General features: G+C 36.7%; 16 protein-coding genes. All 16 read right to left on the bottom strand.

What is annotated here, in order from left to right; genetic code table 11:
- Positions 1-339 precede the first annotated feature (339 nt).
- A complete protein-coding gene (locus JNUCC74_RS09155; protein WP_143695867.1) occupies positions 340-1,005 on the bottom strand; it encodes a CPBP family intramembrane glutamic endopeptidase in 666 nt (221 codons plus the stop codon).
- Positions 1,006-1,067: 62 nt separating this feature from the next.
- Positions 1,068-1,991: a cysteine synthase A gene (gene cysK, locus JNUCC74_RS09150; protein WP_454067752.1), complete on the bottom strand. Its 924-nt coding sequence runs from the start codon at positions 1,989-1,991 to the stop codon at positions 1,068-1,070.
- A 264-nt stretch (positions 1,992-2,255) separates the two neighbouring features.
- Positions 2,256-2,657 carry a PH domain-containing protein gene (locus JNUCC74_RS09145; RefSeq protein ID WP_454067751.1) on the bottom strand — a complete coding sequence of 134 codons (402 nt, stop codon included), beginning with the start codon at positions 2,655-2,657 and terminating at the stop codon, positions 2,256-2,258.
- 202 nt (positions 2,658-2,859) lie between these two features.
- Complete coding sequence (locus tag JNUCC74_RS09140; protein ID WP_454067750.1) at positions 2,860-3,648, bottom strand: ABC transporter permease; 789 nt, start codon at positions 3,646-3,648, stop codon at positions 2,860-2,862.
- 214 nt (positions 3,649-3,862) lie between these two features.
- The gene (locus tag JNUCC74_RS09135) at positions 3,863-4,510 is read right to left on the bottom strand and encodes an ABC transporter ATP-binding protein (protein ID WP_454067749.1); all 648 of its coding nucleotides are present in this window, start codon (positions 4,508-4,510) and stop codon (positions 3,863-3,865) included.
- Between the two features lie 47 nt (positions 4,511-4,557).
- The gene (locus tag JNUCC74_RS09130) at positions 4,558-4,734 is read right to left on the bottom strand and encodes a hypothetical protein (protein WP_454067748.1); all 177 of its coding nucleotides are present in this window, start codon (positions 4,732-4,734) and stop codon (positions 4,558-4,560) included.
- A 337-nt stretch (positions 4,735-5,071) separates the two neighbouring features.
- A complete protein-coding gene (locus JNUCC74_RS09125; RefSeq protein WP_454067747.1) occupies positions 5,072-5,935 on the bottom strand; it encodes a 5'-3' exonuclease in 864 nt (287 codons plus the stop codon).
- A gap of 2 nt (positions 5,936-5,937) precedes the next feature.
- Positions 5,938-9,594 (bottom strand): dynamin family protein, encoded by a 3,657-nt coding sequence (locus JNUCC74_RS09120; protein ID WP_454067746.1) that lies wholly within the window; start codon positions 9,592-9,594, stop codon positions 5,938-5,940.
- A gap of 543 nt (positions 9,595-10,137) precedes the next feature.
- The gene (locus tag JNUCC74_RS09115) at positions 10,138-11,667 is read right to left on the bottom strand and encodes an acyl-CoA carboxylase subunit beta (RefSeq protein WP_454067745.1); all 1,530 of its coding nucleotides are present in this window, start codon (positions 11,665-11,667) and stop codon (positions 10,138-10,140) included.
- Positions 11,668-11,685: 18 nt separating this feature from the next.
- Positions 11,686-12,465: an enoyl-CoA hydratase gene (locus tag JNUCC74_RS09110; protein WP_454067744.1), complete on the bottom strand. Its 780-nt coding sequence runs from the start codon at positions 12,463-12,465 to the stop codon at positions 11,686-11,688.
- A 92-nt stretch (positions 12,466-12,557) separates the two neighbouring features.
- Complete coding sequence (locus JNUCC74_RS09105) at positions 12,558-12,767, bottom strand: acetyl-CoA carboxylase biotin carboxyl carrier protein subunit (RefSeq protein ID WP_425445284.1); 210 nt, start codon at positions 12,765-12,767, stop codon at positions 12,558-12,560.
- Between the two features lie 19 nt (positions 12,768-12,786).
- Entirely contained in the window at positions 12,787-14,139 is a 1,353-nt protein-coding gene (locus JNUCC74_RS09100; protein ID WP_454067743.1) for an acetyl-CoA carboxylase biotin carboxylase subunit, read from the bottom strand.
- Positions 14,136-15,785 carry an AMP-binding protein gene (locus tag JNUCC74_RS09095; RefSeq protein WP_454067742.1) on the bottom strand — a complete coding sequence of 550 codons (1,650 nt, stop codon included), beginning with the start codon at positions 15,783-15,785 and terminating at the stop codon, positions 14,136-14,138. Before JNUCC74_RS09095 ends, JNUCC74_RS09100 begins: the two co-directional genes overlap by 4 nt.
- Before the next feature lie 28 nt (positions 15,786-15,813).
- On the bottom strand, positions 15,814-16,956 hold the full coding sequence (locus JNUCC74_RS09090; RefSeq protein ID WP_077320538.1) for an acyl-CoA dehydrogenase family protein: 1,143 nt from the start codon (positions 16,954-16,956) through the stop codon (positions 15,814-15,816).
- A 75-nt stretch (positions 16,957-17,031) separates the two neighbouring features.
- Positions 17,032-17,667 carry a TetR/AcrR family transcriptional regulator gene (locus JNUCC74_RS09085; protein WP_454067869.1) on the bottom strand — a complete coding sequence of 212 codons (636 nt, stop codon included), beginning with the start codon at positions 17,665-17,667 and terminating at the stop codon, positions 17,032-17,034.
- Between the two features lie 324 nt (positions 17,668-17,991).
- Entirely contained in the window at positions 17,992-20,448 is a 2,457-nt protein-coding gene (gene parC, locus JNUCC74_RS09080) for a DNA topoisomerase IV subunit A (RefSeq protein WP_454067741.1), read from the bottom strand.
- Positions 20,449-20,457 lie beyond the last annotated feature (9 nt).

Genomic DNA, 20,457 nt, shown 5'->3' with positions numbered 1-20,457 from the left:
GCTTTTTACACGCAATGTTAGTTTGAACGAATCGGGCATTTAGGTGCCGTTCTTCCACTTTGACCCTTTTGTACCAACTCAGGATCTTATAGTGGAAGTCCTACGGCACCTTACATGCGGGATAAACCTAAAAACTTTATGCTTTCCCTATAGTATAAAAAAGAGAATGTGAGTCTTTTGCAATCAAGGTCACATTCTCTATGGCTATTATTGACTATTCAATTCCACAGTTGAAAAAAGATTAAAAAACAAAGGCTGATTGTCTTTAAACTGCAATGAATGATGTAATCCAATCAGGTCATTGCTGTAAATTTATATGCAACTAACAGCAAACTATGCTTAGAAATAGAAAAATGTTATACCGATTGAAATAATCATTATATCAGCGCAAATATGAATAATCCAGGAAGACCAAATGGTACGATCTTTTTCATTTACCCTATGAAAAATAATTGCAATGAGCCATAACCCGATAAAGCAAATGCCAATCAATATCGGGCTAAACCATAAAGCAATCATGGGAATATGGTACGTGGCAAATAATAGCGGACTAAATAGATAAGCCATTTTTCTCGGAAGCAGAAAGAAAACAAATCCTCGGAAGAAATACTCTTCTAAAAATGAGTTGATTAAAGTTATATACAGTCCAACAAAAATAAAACCTATAGTAGTTATCCCTAAGCGATTCGTTAAATCTCCTTTAATTTGATTAATTGTAAAATATGGTTGAAAGAAATAATAGGCAGCAAGAACAATGCTTGCTGATAAGACGCCTAAAAATAACAATCGCTGCAAATCACGCTGGTTAAACTTTTTTAAGGTTAATACATCTAAAAAGCGAAAGTCTTTAAATAATACTTGATATAGCCAAATGTTTAGTAAAAATAAACCTATTTTACTAATTGATTTCATTGCATAATTGGTGTTTAATCCATGCTCGATAAAAGCAAGGAGCAAACAGGTAAAAATGGTACTAATTATAATAAATGTCGTTCGTTTGCGCACTTCTTTCCCCCGAGATAATATGACTTTATCATAAGAAAGTAATTCTCTCTTATATGATATCTTCACTCTTCTGCAAATAAATTCATGCTTAAATATCGCTCCCCTGAATCTGGTGCAATACAAACCACTTTTTTCCCTTTACCAAGTTTATTTGCTACTTGAATAGCAGCAAAAACAGCAGCTGCACCAGAAAGCCCAATAAAAATACCTTCTTTTTGACCTAGTTGTTTAAACAAATCCACTGCATCCTCGTCCGCAATCTGGATAATCTCATCATAAATCGATGTATTCAATATATCAGGAATAAATCCTGGACTGGTGCCGACCAGTTTATGCTTTCCTGGCTTTCCACCTGACAGTACTGGAGATCCTTTTGGTTCTACCACAGCAATATGAAGATCTGGGAGCTTTTCTTTTAAAATTTCACCTGTGCCGGTTACCGTTCCTCCAGTTCCTGCTGTACATACAAGGGAATCCAGTTCGCCTTTCATCTGCTCATAGATTTCTAAAGCTGTTGTTCTTCGATGGATATCCGAATTTGCTTCATTTTCAAATTGTTGCGGAATAAAGCTGCCTGGATTTTCTTTTTGCAGTTCTAACGCTTTTTTGATAGCACCGGGCATTTTCTTCTCACTTGGTGTTAATACAATCTCTGCTCCGTATGCTCGCAAAATGTTTCTGCGTTCTTCTGTACTGTTGTCAGGCATAACAATAATCGCTTTATACCCTTTTGCAGCAGCATTCATCGCTAAGCCAATACCGGTATTTCCACTAGTAGGCTCGATAATCGTATCTCCCGGCTTAAGTAGCCCCTTCTCCTCAGCTACTTTAATCATATTATATGCTGCGCGGTCTTTCACACTTCGACTTGGATTATACATTTCCAATTTCACATAAACATCTGCTGCCTCAGCAGGAACAAGCTTATTCAATTTGACCATTGGTGTTTCCCCGATTAGTTCACTAACATTTTTAACGACACGCATCGTTCGTCATCCTCCTTTTATGCAGTTAAATCAAGAGGTCTATGATCTCGCATATAACTCGTCTTAAGCCCTCTACTTCCATGCTACGAGAGGATTCAACAGCAAGTCAAATCCCCGTTTGGTTCGGTTCAACAGGATAAGGAAAGCTTCCTTGAAGCAGCATCGCACGAAGAAAAAGCGGTTTCCTTTTTCGAGGACGCCCGCGCTTTTAGCTTGAGATCCTTTGGATGGGGATAAAAGAAACCCCTACTGATTGAAGGTACTTTATGATTTAAGCCCTTTTTCGATTTTTATATTTGGATTGATTTCAAGTCGCTGTTTATTCAGTGGCGAGATTGTAGTTACATCGAACTTCCCGCAATCCAAAACAATCCGATCAAGCGATAAAGCAGGAGCAACAGCTAGCGGGTTCTTGCTTGCTGTAAAAATGGTATTAATTTTATTAATATCAATGGTTTGTCGAATTGGTCCGTAACGGATTTTAAGCTGGTTATCGATAATACAGTAATCTGTACGAAACCAAAACCATAATAACAATAATATCAAGGGAAGAATAAGCAATGCAGATATAAAATTCCCCATAATCATCGGTATGAAAACACCTAAAAGGACAATACCCCATAACAAGACAGCCATCCATCGATCTTTTTTGGAAGGAAATATCATTATTTTTCCTCCTGTATACTTTTTCTCTATTATAGAAGTAATCTGATCAATTTCCAACCCCGTCTATCGGAAGGCATATGATGGGTTCGTTTTTCCTTTATATTCTTCTACTAGTTGTGAAGTTGCGTAAGAATTAAATTATCCTCCAGATTACTTATGTCAATCATCTAAAAAAGGAGTGCGTCTTTGTTGCTACAGTATTTTATTCATGCGAAATAGTTAATTGTGCACGATGATTGAAAAATGTTTTATATGTTAAATGCAGAAAGATCACAACTGTAATTGCGACTGTACCGGCTACACCAAGCATAATAGCAATTTGATATTTAACCGCATCTACCGGGGAAGCGCCAGCGATAATTTGCCCTGTCATCATCCCTGGTAAAAACACAATCCCCATACCAACCATAGAATTGATTGTCGGAAGCATGGCAGAATCAAACGCCTCGTTAATAATCGAGTTAGATGCATCCTTTGGAGTTGCTCCAAGCATTAAAGCACCTTCTACTTTTGCTTTTTGCTCTCGCATACCAATTAATAATTGATTAACCCCTAAGGTAATCCCTGTCATCGCATTTCCAATAATCATACCGCTAATCGGAATAAATAGTTGCGGATTATACCACGGTTCTAATTGTAAAACGACAAACAAAAAGTAAATCATACTAATCGATATACCTAGTGCCATCGATAAAGCAATTGTCTTTTTTACGGATAAATTAATCACTACACTTGCTCGCTTATAAACATTATAAATAGCAAAGGCGAGCATAAACAGAACAATGATTAGTGTGGTAAGTGGATGCGGATATTTGAACACTATCATTAATAAATACCCAACTAAAATTAATTGAATAGTCATCCGTAATGTGGAAATGATAATCAATTTTTCTCGAGGTATTCCTTTTACACGAACAATAACCCATAGTATAACAATAAATATATAAGCAAATAATAGCTGCCAAAAAGTCAAGTCTGTTGTGGCATTCATTTTTTACTACTCCTTTCAACGTTTATCTTGTAGTGCATGTTCAAAAAGGGGTTAAGAGAGACCGTGATCGACGAAGTGGGCGGAACAACGTCCTTAGAAAGATAGCGATGTATCCCTTCCGTACTATCCTTTTGCAGCTCCGATTGGCATGTCCTCGAGTAAAGAAACCAGATTTTTTGAACATCCTCAAACTTCTTATCTCGTAACGTTTCCTTTAACTTTGATTCATGGCTGTAGCTTTACTATATTGATCCATATCAATTGTTTCATCTGCTATACGATTTGCTATTTCAAGATCATGCGTAATCATAAGCATCGATTTATTTTCAGCTTTAATAAAATCGATAAATGCACCGACAACGTCATCTGCTGTTGCTCTATCTAATGCAGAAGACGGTTCATCTAATAAAAATACTTCTGCATCGAGCAACATTGCTCTTGCTAAGGACAATCGCTGTTTTTCTCCTCCTGACAGATCTTCTGCCGGGGTTTCCAGCGATTTATGTAAGGATATTCGGTTAAGCACTTTCTTTAAGTAAGCATCATCTGCTAACTCGATACCGGAAAATTTTTGACCAATTAGCAAATTTTCTTTAATTGAACCTGGAAAAATAACAGGTGTTTGCGGAACCATCGTAATTTTCCTTCTTAGGTTTATTGGATCCATACTTGAAATATCTTCTCCATGATATAAAATTTTCCCTTGATCAGGGGAATCTAAATGATTTAATAGCCGCAGAAAAGTCGATTTTCCACTACCGCTTTTACCAATAATACAAATTATTTTATTTGCTTGTATTTCTAACTTATCCATTTCTAAAATCCCATTAACTTTTAAACTTTCTACACGAAACAATGACATTACTACCACCCTCATAACCTGATTTTTTATTGTATCAAGAGGTTTCCTTATTTTACAATGTTATGGTTTGAACCATCTTTTGTAACCGCATCTTTTGTTAATAGAGAAAAATATTTCTTTCGTATTTCTCTTTTACTATAAATTATTTTCATGTCATCTCCAAATTTAATGACCGTAAAACGGTATTGCCTTTTATAGGGGTAAAATACCCCAACAACGCGCATGCAGAAACCCCCTGTGATGAAGCGAATACCCCATATAGGTATAACGGATACCCCCTTACCTTACTTACGATACCCCCGGTGGGTAATTGGCGTTTCTCTCACAAAGACTCCAGGATAATTAAAAACATGAGAAATACAGAACTTTATGTGAGATGACGACATGTGAAGCTGATGTTACTCATTGCAGGAAGGTGATCGAAGTTGGCTATAGTTTGAGCACTTAAGCTAAACGACAAAGCTACGTTCGAAAAGATTTCCCCCATGTAAAAACAATATCATTTCTTAAAAAAGCAAAAAAATAGCCCATAAAATATGAGCTATTAATAACATGATAGGATCACACTAATTTTTCTAAATTTTTAAACTCAAGGGTTTTAAATGTATTTATTATCTTTCCCCTGTCATAATTCCATAATGTATGATCTAACTCACAATGAATTGGAACGTTACAGTTTATCGTAGCAAGACGCCGTGATAAATGAAGCATATCGATATTCATTTTTATTTTCGTTTGCACCCCTTTTGGTAATTCATCGATTTTTTCTAAAATATTTTCGATTGATCCGTGGGCTTGTATTAGCTTCATTGCTGTCTTTTCGCCAATTCCCTTTACCCCCGGGTAATTATCAGATGCATCTCCCATTAATCCTTTTAAATCTACTATTTGATTTGGGGAAATCCCTTTCTTTTCATAGAAATTAGTTTCATTATATACTTCATAATTCCCCTGTCCTTTCTTCATAATAGCTACTTGAATCCTTTCATCAACTAATTGTAAAATATCCTGATCCCCCGTAAGAATCAATACCTCATGATCCTCAGCATAAAGTTTTGCTAGAGTTCCGATACAATCATCTGCTTCAAAATTTTCTATTCCTATATTTGCGATATCAAAGCTATCTACCACTTCTTTTACCAAATCAAATTGCGGTATTAATTCTTTTGGTGGTTCATCCCGATTTGCTTTATAATCTGTATACATTTCTGTACGAAACGTTTTGCTCCCCATATCCCAGCAGCAAATGACATGCGTTGGAGTAAATGTCTTTACTGCATCAAGGAAATAACGTAAAAACTGATAGACACCGTTTGTCGGTATGCCTTCACTTGTTTTCATAAAATTACCGCGAAATGCTGTAGCAAAAAAGCCGCGGAATAATAGTGCCATGCCATCAACTAGCATAATTTGATGTTTGTTCATGTTTATCCTTCTTTCCATCTACTATTTGCAATAATTTCTCTTATTTCTTGTTGTTTGCTTATTAATTGGTCCACAGATATAGTAGAAGTCATCATTGCTAAACTCCGTTGGATATGGTTTTGTAATTGTTTCGTCACATTCTCCCGAAGATAATCGATCATGTCCTGAGATTGCGCTTTATAAAAATTGCCCAAGCTTTTTTCATTGGTTTCCATATATTGTTGTGCAAATGGTTGAAGTACTGTATAAATTGCGTTTTTCATTTGCTCTTTTTCGTTTTTCTCAAAGAAAGCTTTTGTATTTTTAAACATATTTATGATTCGATCAAATGATTTTCTATCCATATCTTGAAATGCTTCTGAAAAATTCGGTGATGCTAACTCTTTTATTTCTGCTTCAGCAAATAAAAACGAAGTATCAATTTGTTTACTTTGTCTTTCCATCTCTTTGTACGCATCTATCATTATATCATGGATAAATGCTTCCATCCGTAGAGAAACTGCTTGTAATTCTCTGATTAGCTCTGTTTGGCAATAGGTAATAAGGTCTTCCAAGCAATCCCAAAGCTGCTTTCTTGCTTGCCTCCCGTTTTCTGTGATCGTAGCAGGGTTGAATGTTTCTTTAAACAAATCATGGAAGCGAATAGCTAATCGCTTTAATACATAATACAGCTGTTTTTCAATTTTTTGCTTGATTTGATTCAAATACGGTGCTGAATCTAGATCATCAATAACTTGCTGTAATTGGCTTTGTTTATCTAGAATGGACTGCTTAAATACTTCTTTCTCTTGTTGATCCAATTTCTGTGAAGCGATAAATTGCTCTAGTTGCTGCTCCATTCGCTCTATATCACGAAAGGCGGAAGCTACCATTAACTTGGTTAAGTCCTCATGAATAAATTGATAAAATTCCGTTTCAAATTTAACCATTAAGGTATCCAAATGTTGATGTTTTTGTTTATTTATGAGTGCATTTCTGCTTGAGACAGGATATAATCGCGGAAAACGTATAGCTAACTGTAATAATTGTTCCTGTACATAATCCGTAACGAGTGTTAGTTCTCTTTCATCTTTTGCTAAATCAGCTGCATTTACAATAAAAAACATTTTATCTAATTGAAAAGAGTCCTTTACTCTGCCTAATTGCATTAAAAAGTCTTTGTCAGCCCGATTCAATGCATGATTATAATACGTAACATAGAGAATTGCATCGGCATGTTTCATATAGTCAAAAGCAACATCTGTATGTCGAGCATTAACTGAGTCTGCCCCTGGGGTGTCCACAAGACGGATCCCTTGACGAGTCAATTCACAATCGTAATATAAATCCATTGTTTCTAAGAAGCAAGCTTTTGATTCATCTGTTACATAAGCTGGAAATTCGTCTAAAGATAAGGTAATCGTATGACCGATGTTCGGTCTTATAGATTTATAGCCATTTATGACTGCTTTTAAATACGATTGGTATGTGTTTGCCAAGGATTCATTACAATATATTTTTTCCCGTTTTATCCAACCGATTAAATCATCAAGGTTAGAAAATGCCGGAGAGAATTTCTTTGTAATTGTGGTAAGCTCATCTACTAATCTCTCATGTGATTTAACTTTGCCGATAATTGTACCATGCTGATGATCATGATCGACAGGATTGATTCGATTTATTGTTGCTGTTGTCGGGTTTGGGGATACTGGCAGTACGCCTTCTCCCATCAAAGCATTGGCAAACGAAGATTTTCCGGCACTAAATGCGCCGAATAATGTTATTGTGTATATACGATTTTTTAATCGTTGCTTTTTCCTTTGTAAATCATGCATCAATGATTGAAATCCTGGCAATTGATCAACGATTTGCATTGTTTTTTCTATGGAATCAATCGTCATTTCTATCGTATTAGCATGCTGTTTTGTCTCATTGGAAGAAGTAACTTTCTTATCACTAGAAAATGGCATATTTTCTAGATTATTTGCTATTGGTATTCTCTTAGGCTGTGTCACTTGTTTTATTTGGTTGTGCTGGTTTTGCAAAGCTTCTTCCATCAGTATGATTGTTGCTTTTTTTAGCGAATAAGCTGCGTCATTTATTTGTCTAATAGCTGCCTGCTTTTTATCCAGCTCATCCTTTAATTGATCATAGCGATTTAACGTTTTTTGTATTTCTTTGAGCTCTGTTAATTGACCTAACAGATTAGTCCGGATCGGCTGATTTCGTTTTTGTAAATATGTTTCAATGTCTGCCCATAATGTATTTGCAGAATGCTTTGCCTTTGTTTTTATAGCTTGAGCAAGATCATTTGTATAATGAAGGATATAGTCTCCACTTACAGTAGCACCTTGTTTGATCACTTCTATAATATCTTTTTGGTCTACGATAATGGAAAAGTCCTGGATGTAGTCACGTATGTGTATATCATCCACTTTATTTGCCTTAAACAACTGCTGCCATTTATCCCGCAGCTTCCATTGCAGTGTAGCTTCAACTGTTTGCTGTAAATCGGCTAAAAAATCATGTGTGCGCTTTCTTCTTTCTTCTTCTGTCTTTTTCTTTGCACCAAACAACCCTATTTTAAAATCGCTCTTATGAGATTCTAAAAATGCTGCCGCTTTATCTCTTAATGTTGCTGGCATCAGATAAGCATTCTTTACTGTTTGTTGTAAAATAGCTTGAAAATCGGTTTTTAGTTGCTGTTCTTTTCTATCCATCTCTTGGAGTTCTATTTGTTTTGTCTTTATTTCAGCTAATTTTTCCCGTTCTTCCGTTGGAATGCGATAAGCTTCTAGCTTCTCTTCATATTGTACGCGCAGAAAGGAATCGTGCTGCTTTATAACCTCTTGAAGTGTATGATCACTACTTAACAACTCGGACTTCCTAGTTGTTAATAGGTTATTTAAAGTTTCCTTTATATCCTCTAATTGATTCTTTTCCAAATTAGGTTCGTATAAGGAAGAATAAAAAATTTGTTCAGGTTCGATCTCCCATAATGCTAACGTCTGTTTGATACTATCTTCAAAATCTGAAAAAGACAATTCTTCCTCAACATGCTTATCAATTTGATTAATAACGATGTAAAAAGGGATCGATTTATCTTGTACATCTTTTAAAAACTGTAAATTAACCTCTGATTGGACATGATTATAATCCATAACATAAAAAAGAGCATCCATAAGATGGAGAGAGGCTTCTGTCATTAATCGATCTCCGTCATCAGCTGCATCAATACCCGGTGTATCGACAAAAGCAGTTCCTCTAGGCAATAACTTTGTCGATGTACTAATTTCGATTTTGACGATTTTATCTTTGTCCATGGAATATTGCTTGATTAACTCTACATCCACTGGTTCAGCATACTCTTCCGGTTCTTGATCTTTAAAATATACGCGGACATATCCACCTCCGGATGTGACTTTAACAATGTTGGCACTCGTTGGAATAGGACTATTTGGTAAAATATCATGATCCAATAGTGTATTAATCATGGATGATTTACCGGCAGAAAAATGTCCGGCAAAACAGATCATCAACTCCTGTTCTTTGTATTTTTTATATAAATCCAGTATTTTCTCCGCGTTTGCCTGATCTTGATGGTCTAGCATTTTTTGATATGCAAATGCTATTTTCTCAAACATCAGTGGCGCGGAACTGATTGTTGTTGTGCTCCCCATACTTTTCACGCTCCCCCTATTATAATATTAGCGTTTATTATACGAGATAACTCTGTTTAATGCTACATAAGCTCTAACAATCTATTGCACCCCCATAAACTCCTCTGTCTAGATTTCAACATACTACCCTTTTCAGATATTTTCTCTGTAAAGAATATCATGTAATGGATTCAGATTAAATTATCCTGCTCCGAGTTTACATAATAATATTATGGTTAATGTAATTATTATGTAAAATATGCCCCATATTAATAATCTATCTCCCTTGCTGCTTTAGAAAAGGGATGGCTTTTAACTTTCGATAATTCGTTATTTTCCCAAACAACTCCTATTTAGTGAATGTCATAATAACAATATTGCAACGTTATCGGTATTATCTGTTTGCTAATTTAGTTTATGAATATGAAATGGTTCTTCCGATAATGTTTCAGCAAGTAGTTGTATAGTCTCTTCTTTTTCGAATACGTTGCAAAGGAAGTCATTTCACATAAAAACTACCCACAAAACCTTAGTCAGTCAAGGTTTTGTGGGTACGTGAATTATTTATACGGGATAGACTCCATGCTTTCTTTCTGTAAACGTAACATGTTTGGAATCATATAACTCATAACGGCTAATTAATTCATCCCGTAGTTTTTCCGGATCAATGATGGCATCTACTACCATTTCTGAGGCTAATCGATAAATATCAATATCTTCCTTATATTCTTCCTGCTTTTCTTTAATAAAGGTAATTCGTTCTTTCTCTGGTAATTCCTGAATTTTATTCGCATATACAGCATTAACAGCTGCTTCAGGTCCCATTACCGCAATTTGTGCAGTTGGTAAAGCCAAACAGCAATCCGGTTCAAAGGCTGGTCCTGCCATTGCATAAAGCCCAGCTCCATAAGCTTTACGGACAATGACAGAGATTTTGGGTACCGTTGCTTCACTCATGGTTGCAAGCATTTTTGCACCATGACGAATAATTCCCGCACGTTCTACTTTCGTCCCAATCATAAACCCAGGGACATCAACTAAAAACAGTAAAGGAATATTGAACGCATCACAAAGCTGGATGAATTTAGCTGCTTTATCTGCGGAATCCGGGAATAAGACGCCCCCTTTCATGCGTGGCTGATTGGCAATGATTCCAATCGAGCGTCCATTCATTCGTGCTAACCCAGTGATGAGTTCAGGAGCGAATTTCTTCTTTATTTCACAAAAACTATCCTCATCAATCAATCGATCGATTAGATCATACATATTAAAGGCTGCATTTTGGTTTTCTGGAATTAAATCAATCATGCTTTTTTTGAATTGCTTGGCCGGTTTTGCTTCTCTTACTGGTGGTTTTTTCCTGAAATTAGCTGGAAAATAACTCATATATGCTTGGGTATAGGCGATTGCTTCTTCTTCTGTTTTTACTAACACATCGCCAACACCAGATACAGAGCAGTGCATTCTTGCACCACCCATTTCCTCCAGACTCACTTTTTCTCCAATAACCTTTTCTGCCATGCGTGGAGAACCTAAATACATGGAGGCATTCCCGTCCACCATAATAACAATATCGCAAAAAGCTGGAATATACGCTCCTCCAGCAGCAGATGGACCGAATAATAAACATACTTGTGGCACACGACCGGATAATTTTATTTGATTATGAAAAATTCTCCCTGCCCCTCTTCTACCCGGGAACATTTCCACTTGATCGGTAATTCTTGCACCTGCAGAATCGACTAAGTAAATCATTGGTATTTCTAATTTCATTGCTGTCTCTTGGATTCTTACTATTTTTTCTACCGTTCGTTTTCCCCAAGACCCTGCTTTTACAGTCGAATCATTCGCCATGACACAGACCGATTGCCCATTTATTTTGCCAATACCGGTTACCACACCATCTGCAGGCAAATCTCCATTTAAACAGTTGGCAAAAAAAGCATCTTCTATTTCGATATTGTCATCAAATAATCGTTGTAATCTTTCACGGACAAACAGCTTGCCTTTTTCTGTATTTTTTTGATGATATTTTTCCTTTCCACCTTGTTCAATTTTTTCTACATGTTCATGAAACACTTTCATATAAGCCATTATAACTAGCCTCCCGTTTTAATTTCCTTGATAATTCGGTGTTCGTTTTTCGCGAAAGGCTCGTAACCCTTCTACCCTGTCATTTGTTGGAATCGTTTGTTGATAGGCGAGTTGTTCAATAATTAATCCCGTTGCTAAATCTGTTTCTAACCCTTTATTTATCGCTATCTTTGCTTGTTTTAACGCAATAGGACCGTTTTTTGCAATCATTTCTGCTAACTTACAAGCAGTTTCCATTAAATCATTTGCTTCCACCGCTTCTTCTACCAGTCCAATTGCTAATGCTTTTTTTGCTGTTATTCGTGCCGCACTATATATCAGGCGTTTAGCCTGCCCTATTCCTATTAAACGCGGTAAGCGTTGTGTTCCTCCTGCCCCCGGAATAATGGCTAAGGAAGTCTCTGTTAATCCCAGTTGACTATGATTTGCTGCTATGCGAATATCACAAGCAAGTGCCAACTCAAGTCCACCGCCAAAAGCCACTCCATTTAAAGCAGCAATAACAGGCATAGACATGTTTTCTACCATCGTTACGGTCTCACTAATAAATGCTACAGCTGCGATTACTTCCTGTTCATTCATTCCAGCGCGTTCTTTTAAATCTGCTCCGGCACAAAATGCTTTTTTACCGCTTCCAGTAATGATGGTACAGGTAATGCTTTCTTCGTGTTCAACTGTTTTTACAGTTGTACGCAAGTCTTCAAGTAAGGCTTGTGACATAGCATTGGCAGCTTCTGGCCTGTTTAGCTTAACAATTGCAATGGAATCGGTTACTTCTAATTCAACGAACCTTCCCACAAATCTGCCCCCTTGTATCTATAAAACTGAAATTTGGTTTTTTCCTCATTTAATGATGTTGGAAATACTATGAAAAAATTGGTTCTCAAAAGTTATTCAATAATGGCAATCGTGTCGCCTTCATTAACAAAATCGCCTTCATTAACCCTAAATTCTTTTACTATGCCACTGGATTCCGCTGCAATTGGAATTTCCATTTTCATTGATTCCAAGATAACAACATCTTGCCCTTCCTCTACTGCTTCACCCGGCTCTACGGTTTTCTTCCAAACACTTCCTGCCATCGTTGCTTTTATTTCCATATTCATTTCCTCCTTGTTTTTAATGGATTTTCTTTGGTAGATAGTAATTTTCAATAAAGTTTGTTGTCGTATTTCCAGTCTTGAACTGTTCGTGATCAATGACTTGCATAAGCATTGATAAATTAGTCTTAATACCCGTAATCTCATATTGATCTAATGCTTGTTTTAATAAAGTAATTGCTTTCTCTCTCGTTTCACCATGGACAATTAATTTAGCAATCATCGGATCGTAAAACGGTGTAACCAGATAATTATTTGTTACTCCCACTTCATTTCTGATTTTCTCTCCTGATGGCGGATGAAACACCTCAATCTGACCAGGTGATGGAAAAAATGTCCGTGGATCTTCTGCATAAATCCGTGCTTCAATTGCATGACCATTTATATTTAAATCACGTTGTTCAATTGTTAATGGTTTCCCATTAGCAATGTCAATTTGTTTTTCAATAATATCAATACCTGTAATCTCTTCGGTTATCGGGTGTTCTACTTGAATTCGAGTGTTCATTTCTAAAAAGTAGAAGTTCTCTTGTTCATCCACTAAAAATTCAATCGTTCCGGCATTTGTATATTGAAGAGCTTCGGCTGCTTGAACAGCTTTTTCCCCCATCTCTTTTCTAGTCTGTTCGGAAATAAATGGAGATGGTGCTTCTTCGATAACTTTCTGATTCCTTCGTTGAATCGAACATTCCCTTTCAAATAAATGGATAACATGACCAAACTGATCGGCTAGTACTTGTATTTCAATATGCCGTGCATTCTCTATCTTTTTTTCAATGAACATGGATCCATCGCCAAAGAATGATTTAGCTCGTTTTGCGTTGTTTTCAAATGCTTTCGTTAGTTCGGCTTCAGAATAAACCGTTTGCATTCCAATCCCACCACCACCGGCAGATGCTTTTACCATTACCGGATAACCAATTTGGTTTGCCAGCCTTATCGCTTCTGCTGTGGAGGCGACAGCTTCCTCGGTTCCAGGAACTATCGGGACACCAGCTTGATGCATCGCTTTTCTCGCAGCTATTTTACTGCCCAGTTGCCGAATAACGTTGCTAGATGGCCCAATAAATAGAATCCCTGCTTCTTCACATTGTTCTGCAAATGTCGCACTTTCACTTAAAAACCCATAACCCGGATGAATGGCCTCTGCTTTCGCTTGTTTTGCTATTTCTATTATTTTATTTGCGTTTAAATAACTTTCATTAACCCGTGGAGGTCCAATACAATAACTTTCATCCGCCAGCTTCACATGTGGTGCATGTTTATCTGCTTCTGAATAGACACTTACCGTCTTTATGTTTAATTTTTTACAAGTACGAATGATCCGTACAGCAATCTCTCCCCGATTAGCAATTACTAGTTTAGAAATCATGGTTTTCCTCCCTCATCCGCTAGCTGCTCCAGAGCCATTTCTCGCAGCTTATATTTTTGAATTTTACCACTTGCTGTCATTGGGAATTCTTCTACAAATTCAATGTATCTCGGTATTTTGTGCCAAGAAATATTTCCTTTACAAAAGTCTCTGATTTCTTCTTCTGTTAGATTACTGTTTTCTTTTGGAATAATCCAAGCCATAATTTCTTCACCGTATTTTTTATCAGGCACACCTATAATCTGTACATCCAATATATCCGAATGCTGGTAAAGAAATTCTTCAATTTCCCGCGGATAAATATTTTCTCCGCCACGAATAATCATATCCTTCATCCGCCCGGTGATTTCCAAATAGCCATCTGTCCGCATAATGGCTAAATCCCCGGTATGGAGCCACCCATCTTCATCAATTGCTTCTTTCGTCGCTTCCGGGTTATTATAATATCCCCTCATTACAAGATAGCCGCGGGTTAATAATTCGCCAGGTAAGCCGGGTTTTTGCTGTTGATTCGTTCCAGGAATGACAATTTTCACTTCTACGTTTGGATGTGGTGCCCCTACCGTGTTCACTCGGAGTTCAATCGGATCATCGGTTTTTGTCTGAGTAATTACTGGAGAAGCTTCGGTTTGACCGTAAGCGATTGTGATTTCTTTTGCTCCCATTTTGTTCATCACTTTAGTCATTACTTCCGTTGGACAAGGTGAACCAGACATAATTCCGGTTCTTAAACTCGATAAATCATATTGATCAAAATTGGGATGATTTAGCTCAGCAATAAACATCGTCGGCACTCCATGCAGCGCTGTACATTGTTCTGAAGACACAACTCTCAAAACTTTTTCCGGATGAAATTGCTCTAATAAAACCATTGTTGCCCCTTTCGATATAGCCGCTAAAACTCCCAATACACAACCGAAACAATGAAAAAATGGAACTGGGATGCAAAGTCTGTCTTGATGAGTCAGTTTCATACAATCGGCAATTTGTTTTCCGTTATTTACAATGTTATGATGGGTCAGCATAACTCCTTTAGGAAATCCAGTTGTTCCAGATGTGTATTGCATATTAATTACTTCATGCTCATCTAAACTTGATTTTCGTGTTTGTAATGCTTTATCACTTATCTTTCGCCCTAAATCAAGCACCTCCCACCAACTGTAGGCAAAAGGGTATGTTTGATCACTGAGAACAATAAGTTTTTTTAGCATAGGCAGTGCTTTTAATTGAAGATTTTCTCGCTTAGAAGTTTCCAGATCCGGACAAATTTTCTTTAAAATATCAATATACGATGTTCCTTTATAGCTTTCTGCCAATATTAATGTAGTTACATCAGATTGTTCTAATAAATAATGTAATTCACTAGCTTGATAGTTTGTATTCACTGTAACTAAAACAGCACCCATTTTACCGGTTGCAAATTGTGTAATCAGCCATTCCGGTTTATTATCTGACCAGATAGCAACATGTTCACCTTTTTCAATTCCTAATGCCATCAACCCTTTTGCGGCTATATTTACACTGTCATTAAAGGTTTTATACGTTTTTCGAAGGTTTAATTCTGGGTAGATAACGGCTTCATGATCCGGGTATAACTCAACTTGCCTTTCAAGTAATTCCCCAATCGTAACATGTAAAAGTGCCATGAAAGACTCACTCCCCTATACTCATTCTTTAACAGCCTAGCTGACGAGCTATAACTAGGCGTTGGATTTCTGAGGTGCCTTCACCAATTTCCAATAGTTTGGCATCACGTAAATAGCGTTCAACCTCATACTCACGCATATAGCCATATCCACCATGGATTTGAATTGCTTGATTAGCACAGCGAAATGATGTCTCAGTAGCATAGAGTTTAGCAATAGAAGCTTCTTTACTGAAAGGTTTGTTATTATCTTTTAACCATGCTGCTTTATGTACCATTGTTCTTGCTAATTCAACTTCCATCGTCATATCTGCTAGTTTAAATTGGATTGCTTGAAAATCAGAAATAGGTTTGCCGAACTGCTTTCTTTCTTTGGCATAGTTTAAAGCTTTTTCCAACGATGCTTGTGCAATACCCACTCCTAGTGCTGCAATGGAAATTCTGCCCCCATCTAGTGTATATAAAAATTGTTTAAATCCTTTTTCCGGATCACCAAGAAGATTTGTTGTTGGTACGCGAACATTATCAAGGACAATTTCAGCTGTATCAGAACCGCGAACACCCATTTTGTCATAGTTACTCGTAATCGCTACCCCTTCTGTATCTGTTGGCACAATAATAGCAGAAATAATCTTTTTACCTTTTTCATCCTTATCTGTGACAGCGGTTACAATTAGTGTTTTCGCAAAACTAGCGTTCGTTATAAAACATTTCTCTCCATTAATAACAAACTCATCATTTTCCTTTACAGCAGTTGTTTTCGTACCACCAGCATCTGATCCGGCATTTGGTTCAGTTAAACCAAATGCGCCAAGTGCCTTTCCTTCTGCTAAAGGGGTTAAAAATTGTTGCTTTTGTTCTTCTGTACCAAAGTAGTAAATAGGGCTTGCACCTAAAGAAACTGCTGCAGCATAGCTTAATCCCGTACTGCCACATATACGCCCAATTTCTTCAACTGCAAGTGCATAGGATAATGTATCACCTCCAGAACCACCATATTCCTCTGGAAAAGGTATCCCTAATAGACCTAACTCCCCCATTTGTTCAAAAATGTCAATTGGAAAAGCAGCAGTTGTATCAATTTCGATGGCACGTGGCCTTATTACAGATTCTGCAAAATCCCGTACCATCTTTTTTATCATTGCTTGCTCTTTGGTCAACTCAAAATTCATTATTTCTCCCCCTTATTGGATTAGACCGACTTATTGGATTAGACCGACTGGTTGGTCTGTAATCTGGAAAACAAGTTAATCGCTTAGGATTGTTCTGTCAGCAGACAGCTCGTTGGAAGTCAATTGGTTCCATGTTTCCTTTGCTACAACAGCATGCAAAATCAGATCAACAAAGATGTCACTAATTTCTTCAATTGTATTTCTCCCTGCTGGATGGTACCATTTATACGTCCAATTGACCATTCCTAAAATAGCCATCCCTGTTATTTCAACAGGTAGATCCTTGCGAAACTCTCCACACTCTTGCCCTTCCTTGATGGTATGAAAGATCAGCTTCTTAAAGCAATCTCGCTTTTCTTTAATGATCACCTCATATTCATGCTTCAGATAAATACTTTCTTGATAAAATACAGAAATATGCGGCTTATAAATATCAAATACTTTGACAAAATCTTTAATTATAGCTCGTAGTTTTCTACTCGGTGATTCATACAAATTAATGGCATACATTGCTTTTTCCAGTACGTAGGTAATAAACATATCATGAATGACATAGAGTAATTCATCCTTTGAAGTAAAGTGATGGTAAAAACCGCCTTTTGAAGTACCAACATCTGCAACAATTTCATTAACCGTTACTCCATGAAATCCTTTCTTTTCAAACAGCAGTAAAGAGGATTGAATGATTTTTTCCCGTAAATCCGTTCTGATCCCCTCCTCATTAATAATATAATATTACATTATCACAGTTTCCAGAAAATTTAAAGTGTTTATACGAATGGGAGCTTATTAAAGTAAAAATCAAAGTCAGCATATAACAGGAAGAAAGCTGCAGCAGCAATCACCATGGTTTCAAGATTTCCTAAAATTTTAAGCCTTTGTTCTACTTCCTATCAGTAAAATAAAACATCCTTTTGCCTCAAGTTTTATTTATCCATGAGTTGAACATCTCTTGTTTCCAAAAAGCGTAGAGCTTAAGCAAAAGAAAAACTAGCCAAGAAATTCAAAGCTTTCATGGCTAGCAATTGTTAGACTTTATTTAATTTCATCTAGATGTTCGAATGGTTTTTCATAATCTACATTTTTCCAAGCAGAAATTACTTCTCCTTTTGTATCTGTATCCACAATGAAAGAACCATTGCTATAGCGATCACTATTGGATAACTCTAATGGAAATACACGATGTATCTCTCCATTGTTTGTCTTAAAGTTTATCGTGTCATGCTCATTAACTAGGAAGAATCCGCGAATTCGATGAGGTTTACTTTTTAGTTCACGCAACATTAATAACCCTCTTTTTGCTCGATTGGACTTCTCAAACTCACTTAATTTCATTCGTTTACAAGCACCACGCTGGGTAAGAACAACTAAAGAAGGTTTCGATAATGCATCAAACAACTCTCCGTTAACAACTTGTTCATCTTCTTTAAGATGAATGGCTTTCACACCAGCAGCCCGCTGTCCTACGACAGAAATCTCGCTTTCATGATACCATAAGCCGTATCCCTTATCCGAAGCAATAAATACATCGGAATGACCTGTTGTACAATGAACATTAATCAGCTCATCATCATCTTTTAATCTCAGAGCAATTAAAGCTTTTGAATAACGCTGCGCTTCATAAAGTTTCAGTTTGCTTTTCTTTACCATCCCTTTTTTCGTGAAAAAGATTAAGTACTTATCCTCCGTAAAATCACGAACAGGAATACATGTAATAATTCGTTCATCTTTTTCCAATGGCACGAAATTTGAAATATGCTGACCAATATCTTTCCAGCGAATATCTGGCAATTCGTGTACCGGTGTGTATATATAATTTCCCTTATTTGTGAAAAGAAGAACCTTATCTGTCGTATTCAGTTCTGCTAAGCTAACTAAATAGTCACCTTCCTTCATGGCAAAATCTTCTCCATTTGAAGCGCTATAGGAACGTAGACTAGTTCGTTTCACATAACCGGCCTGTGTAACCGATACTAATACATCCTCACTAACTACCATCACTTCAATATCAATTTTTAATTCTTCTATTTCATTTTCAATAGCTGTTTGCCTAGGTGTTGCATATGCTTTTTTTAACTTCCTTAAATCTTTTTTAATCGTTTGAAATAGTTTTTTCTCACTTTGTAAGATTAATTCAAGTTCCTTAATTTTTTCTTCTAACGTTTTCGCTTCTTGTTGAAGCGAGGTGATGTCGGTATTCGTTAAACGATATAGCTGCAACATAACAATTGCTTCTGCTTGGGCTTCGGTAAATTGATAGTTGGTAATAAGGCGTTTTTTGGCGTCTTGCTTATCCTTAGAAGAACGAATTGTGCTAATAACCTCATCTAATATAGAAATCGCCTTAATTAGACCTTCCACAATATGTGCTCGATCTTTTGCTTTTTTCAGATCAAAGACCGTTTGTCTTATTACGACTTCTTTTTGGTGGGAAATATACGATTCTAATATTTCATTTAGCGATAACAATTTTGGTGTTTTATCCTGAATAGCTACCATATTAAAATGGTACGTAACTTGTAAGTCTGTGTTCTTAAATAAGTAGTTTAGAACACCTTCTGCATTTACATCCTTCTTGAGTTCAACGACAACTCGTAAACCAGTCCGATCGGTCTCATCTCGAACTTCGGCAATCCCCTCTACTTTTCGATCGATACGCAACTCATCTATTTTTTTGACCATATTAGCTTTATTTACTTCATATGGAATTTCTTCAATAACGATTTGCTCGCGATTACCGCGAATTTCTTCTATACGTGTTTTACCTCGTACAATAATTTTACCGCGACCAGTTTCATAAGCTTTTTTAATTCCATCAATTCCTTGGATAATCCCACCGGTTGGAAAATCAGGACCTTTTATCACTTTCATTAATTCTTCTATCTTGATAGAAGGTTTATCGATTTTAAGAATAACTGCATCGAGTACTTCTCCTAAATTATGAGGTGGTATATCTGTAGCATAACCTGAGGAAATCCCAGTTGATCCATTAACGAGTAAATTTGGAAATTTAGCTGGTAGCACTACAGGTTCTGTTGTTGTGTCATCAAAGTTTGGAATAAAATCTACCGTATCCTTTTCAATATCTCTTAATAATTCAGAAGCAATACTGGATAATCTTGCTTCTGTGTAACGCATGGCAGCCGGTGGATCCCCATCAACACTTCCGTTATTCCCATGCATTTCAACTAACACATTTTTAACTTTCCAATCTTGACTTAATCGGACCATTGCTTCATATACGGAAGAATCACCATGAGGGTGGTAATTTCCAATAACAGTACCAACTGTTTTAGCTGATTTACGAAAGTTTTTATCATGGGTATTTTTTTCTTCATGCATCGCATAAAGAATTCTTCGCTGAACGGGCTTTAATCCGTCTCTCGCATCGGGAAGCGCCCTGTCCTGAATAATGTATTTACTATACCTTCCAAATCGGTCTCCTATTACTTCTTCTAACGGAAGGTCTAAATATGTTCCTGGTTGTGTCATACCAACCCC

The organism is Cerasibacillus sp. JNUCC 74 (genome assembly GCF_053667775.1).
The sequence above is the reverse complement of the archived record's forward strand: the minus strand, read 5'-3'. Positions and strand labels throughout refer to the sequence as shown.

Coding starts and splice junctions, on each gene's coding strand:
- JNUCC74_RS09095 (WP_454067742.1), bottom strand. CDS start 15,785: ATGGCACTTTTACATGTTACGATTGGGGAATTACTTGAAAGGCAAGTT.
- cysK (WP_454067752.1), bottom strand. CDS start 1,991: ATGCGTGTCGTTAAAAATGTTAGTGAACTAATCGGGGAAACACCAATG.
- JNUCC74_RS09100 (WP_454067743.1), bottom strand. CDS start 14,139: ATGATTTCTAAACTAGTAATTGCTAATCGGGGAGAGATTGCTGTACGG.
- JNUCC74_RS09130 (WP_454067748.1), bottom strand. CDS start 4,734: ATGCGCGTTGTTGGGGTATTTTACCCCTATAAAAGGCAATACCGTTTT.
- JNUCC74_RS09135 (WP_454067749.1), bottom strand. CDS start 4,510: ATGTCATTGTTTCGTGTAGAAAGTTTAAAAGTTAATGGGATTTTAGAA.
- JNUCC74_RS09140 (WP_454067750.1), bottom strand. CDS start 3,648: ATGAATGCCACAACAGACTTGACTTTTTGGCAGCTATTATTTGCTTAT.
- JNUCC74_RS09090 (WP_077320538.1), bottom strand. CDS start 16,956: ATGAATTTTGAGTTGACCAAAGAGCAAGCAATGATAAAAAAGATGGTA.
- JNUCC74_RS09115 (WP_454067745.1), bottom strand. CDS start 11,667: ATGGCTTATATGAAAGTGTTTCATGAACATGTAGAAAAAATTGAACAA.
- JNUCC74_RS09105 (WP_425445284.1), bottom strand. CDS start 12,767: ATGGAAATAAAAGCAACGATGGCAGGAAGTGTTTGGAAGAAAACCGTA.
- parC (WP_454067741.1), bottom strand. CDS start 20,448: ATGACACAACCAGGAACATATTTAGACCTTCCGTTAGAAGAAGTAATA.
- JNUCC74_RS09120 (WP_454067746.1), bottom strand. CDS start 9,594: ATGGGGAGCACAACAACAATCAGTTCCGCGCCACTGATGTTTGAGAAA.
- JNUCC74_RS09145 (WP_454067751.1), bottom strand. CDS start 2,657: ATGATATTTCCTTCCAAAAAAGATCGATGGATGGCTGTCTTGTTATGG.
- JNUCC74_RS09125 (WP_454067747.1), bottom strand. CDS start 5,935: ATGAACAAACATCAAATTATGCTAGTTGATGGCATGGCACTATTATTC.